The organism is Hansschlegelia beijingensis (assembly GCF_045505405.1).
GTDB lineage: Bacteria > Pseudomonadota > Alphaproteobacteria > Rhizobiales > Methylopilaceae > Methylopila > Methylopila beijingensis_A.
Genome location: NZ_JBJKEX010000306.1, coordinates 1 through 3,725 on the forward strand (window position 1 = coordinate 1; position 3,725 = coordinate 3,725).

Sequence of the window (3,725 nt, forward strand, 5' to 3'; positions counted from 1 at the left end):
AGCGGGCGATCATCCTCGCCCGCGACGGGCGGCTGAAGATCGATCTGCCCGTCGAGGTCCGTGCGTCTTTCCCGCCGATATCGGCGCCGCGAAACCGGCGGGACGATCGAACGGGCGCTCAGGGCCGCCGGCCTGATGCGGTAGTTTGCCGGCGCGGAACGGGCCGCCCGGCCCGGCGTTGCTAACCGGGGCGCGGCACCGGACGAGCGCGATGATCTCCGATCTCTGGTACAAGAACGCCGTCGTCTACTGTCTGTCCGTGGAAAGCTTCATGGACTCCGACGGCGACGGGGTCGGCGACTTCCGCGGGCTGACGAGACGGCTCGACTACCTGCACGGTCTCGGCGTCACGGCCGTCTGGCTCATGCCGTTCCAGGCGTCGCCCGGTCGCGACGACGGCTACGACGTCTCCGACTTCTACAGCGTCGATCCGCGCTACGGCACGCTCGGCGACTTCGTCGAGTTCACCCACGCCGCGAAGCAGCGCGGCATGCGGGTGCTGATCGACCTCGTGGTCAACCACACCTCCGACCAGCATCCGTGGTTCCAGTCCGCGCGCTCCGACCCGAAGTCGCCCTATCGCGACTGGTATGTCTGGTCAGACAAAAAGCCCAAGAACGCCGATCAGGGCATGGTGTTCCCTGGCGTCCAGAAGACGACTTGGACCCGAGACCCGATTGCGAAGAAGTATTACTTCCATCGTTTTTACGAGTTTCAGCCCGATCTGAACACGTCGAACCCGCACGTTCAGGCCGAAATCCTGAGAATCATGGGTTTCTGGATCCAGCTCGGCGTCAGCGGCTTCCGGATGGACGCCGTGCCGTTCGTCATCGCGGAGAAAGGGCCGGACGTCAGCACGCCGAAGGAGCAGTTCCAGATGCTCCGGACGTTCCGCGAGTTCCTGCAATGGCGGAAGGGCGACAGCGTCATCCTCGCCGAGGCGAACGTGCTGCCCGACGACGACATGAAGTATTTCGGCGTCGACGGCGACCGCATGCAGATGATGTTCAATTTCCACGTCAACCAGCGCCTGTTCTACGGGCTGGCAGCGGCGGACGCGCGGCCGCTCGCGAAGGCGCTGAAGGAGACGCAGTCGAAATACGACACCGCTCAGTGGGGCATCTTTCTGCGCAACCACGATGAGCTCGATCTCGGGCGGCTCTCGCCCGAGCAGCGGCAGGCCGTGTTCGACGCGTTCGGGCCCGACAAGACGATGCAGCTATATGACCGCGGCATCCGGCGCCGGCTCGCGCCGATGCTGGACGGCGACCGCAGGCGCCTGGAGCTCGCCTACAGCCTGATGTTCACCCTCCCCGGCACGCCAGTGCTGCGCTACGGCGACGAGATCGCGATGGGGGACGACCTGTCTCTGCCGGAGCGGAACTGCGCCCGCACCCCGATGCAGTGGTCCAGCGAAAAGCAGGGCGGCTTCAGCAAGGCCGACAAGACGTTCCTGCCGGTGATCTCAGGCGGGGGCTTCGGCTTCGAGACCGTCAACGTCGCCCAGCAGCGGCGCGACCCGAACTCCTTCCTCAACTGGATAGAGCGCATCATCCGGATGCGCCAGGAGCTGCCGGAGATCGGCTGGGGCGACTGCGTCAGCCTGCCGACGTCCGACGACGCGGTGCTCGCGCTCCGCTACGACTGGCGCAACAACGCGGTCGTCATTCTCCACAATCTCGCCGCCGAGCCAAAGGAGGTCGTCTTCAGGGTCGGTCCGGTCGACGGAGAGCCCGGACGGCTCGTCGACCTGCTCGCCCAGGCCCACAGCGAGGCGGACGAGGACGACCGGCACCGGATCGTGCTCGAGGGCTACGGCTATCGCTGGTTCCGGGTAGGCGGGCTGAACTACCTGCTCGACCGCAGCGACATCTGACAGATGCAGAGCCATGCCTGGTGGCAGCGCGGGGTCATCTATCAGGTCTACCCAAGGTCGTTCCAGGACTCGAACGGCGACGGGATCGGCGACCTGGAAGGCGTGCGGCGGCGGCTCGACTATCTCGTCAGGCTCGGCGTCGACGCCGTCTGGCTGTCACCGATCTTCCCGTCCCCGATGGCGGACTTCGGCTACGACATCGCCGACTATTGCGGGGTCGACCCGATATTCGGAACCCTCGAGGATTTCGATCGGCTGATCGGGCAGGCGCACGCCCGCGGCCTGAAGCTGATCCTGGACTTCGTCCCGAACCATACCTCCGAGGCCCACCCGTGGTTCGCCGAGAGCCGGAGCAGCCGAGCAAACCCGAAGCGTGACTGGTATATCTGGCGCGACCCCGCGCCGGGCGGCGGCCCGCCAAACAACTGGATCAGCAATTTCGGCGGCAGCGCCTGGACCTTCGACGAAGCAAGCGGCCAGTACTATCACCACGCCTTCCTGGAGCAGCAGCCCGACCTCAACTGGCGCAATCCAGAACTTCGCGCCGCCATGGCGGACGTCATGCGGTTCTGGCTTGACCGCGGCGTGGATGGATTCCGGGTCGACGTCATCTGGCACCTGATCAAGGACGCGCAGTTCCGCGACAACCCGCCGAACCCGGCCTTCGGGCCCGGGCAGCCGGAGATCTCACGGCTGCTGCAGGTGCACTCGGCCGACCAGGACGAAGTGCTGGACGTCATCCGCGAGATGCGGGCGGTGGTCGACGGCTATGAGGACCGGGTGCTGATCGGGGAGATCTACCTGCCGGTCGAGCGTCTCGTCGCCTATTACGGGCCCGGGCTCTCGGGGGTCCACCTGCCGTTCAACTTCCAGCTCATCCTCGCGCCATGGAGCGCCCGCGCGATCGGGCGTCTGATCGACGAATACGAGCGCGCCCTGCCCCCCGGCGGCTGGCCGAACTGGGTGCTCGGAAATCACGACCAGAAGCGGATCGCCACCCGGGTCGGGGCCGCGCAGGCGCGCGTCGCCGCCATGCTGCTGCTCACCCTGCGGGGCACGCTGACGATCTACTACGGCGACGAGATCGGGCTTGCGGACGTCCCCGTGCCGCGCGAACTCGCTCAGGATCCCTGGGAGCGGAACGAGCCTGGCCACGGCCGCGATCCCGCGCGCACGCCGATGCCGTGGGACGACAGCCCCACGGGCGGCTTCACCTCGGGACGGCCCTGGCTGCCGCTCAACGACACAACCGCCCTCAACGTCGCCGCGCAGGAGGCCGATCCGCGATCCATGCTCGCCCTGCACCGCGCGCTGCTCGCGCTGCGCCGCGCGCATCCGGCGCTCGCCATCGGCGGCTACCAGGGCGAAGGGACAACGGGAGACGTGCTCGCCTTCCGCAGGCGGTCAGAGGACGAGGAACTGCTGGTCGCCTTGAACTTCGGCTCGTCGCCCGTGGAGATCGCGCTTCCGGGCGCGCGCGCCGAGGCGTTGCTCTCGACCCATCTCGACCGCAGCGGACCGGAGCCCGCCGGGCCGCTTCGGCTTCGGGGCGACGAAGGCGTCGTGCTCCGGCTTGGAGGAGAGCCTCAGGCGGCGCGCGCCTGAGGCTCCGGCGAGGCGCGGTAGGCGAGCGCCTCCGCGAGATGGATGCGGCCGACCGCCTCGACCCCGTCGAGGTCTGCGATGGTCCGGGCCACCTTCAGGACGCGGTGATATCCGCGCGCCGACAGACGCAGAGCGTCCGCCGCCTCGACGAGCAGTTTGCGGCCGGCCGCGTCGGGGCGCGTTGCGTCCTCGACGGCCGCGACCGGCAGGTGCGCGTTGAGGAACGAGCCCGGAACCCCCAGCC

At 67.9% G+C, this 3,725-nt stretch carries 3 protein-coding genes; 2 read left to right on the top strand and 1 reads right to left on the bottom strand.

Annotated features, from left to right (window positions below; all coding sequences use genetic code 11):
* Positions 1 to 211: 211 nt before the first annotated feature.
* Both ACIKT0_RS14835 and ACIKT0_RS14840 read left to right on the top strand, forming a co-directional pair.
* Positions 212 to 1,876 (top strand): alpha-amylase family protein, encoded by a 1,665-nt coding sequence (locus tag ACIKT0_RS14835; RefSeq protein WP_407106087.1) that lies wholly within the window; start codon positions 212 to 214, stop codon positions 1,874 to 1,876.
* 3 nt (positions 1,877 to 1,879) lie between these two features.
* Entirely contained in the window at positions 1,880 to 3,481 is a 1,602-nt protein-coding gene (locus ACIKT0_RS14840) for an alpha-amylase family glycosyl hydrolase (protein WP_407106089.1), read from the top strand.
* Here the strand turns inward: ACIKT0_RS14840 and ACIKT0_RS14845 are convergent.
* A partial coding sequence (locus tag ACIKT0_RS14845) for a magnesium chelatase subunit ChlI family protein (RefSeq protein WP_474998504.1) occupies positions 3,463 to 3,725 on the bottom strand: 263 nt, incomplete at its 5' end. The genes ACIKT0_RS14840 and ACIKT0_RS14845 overlap by 19 nt on opposite strands.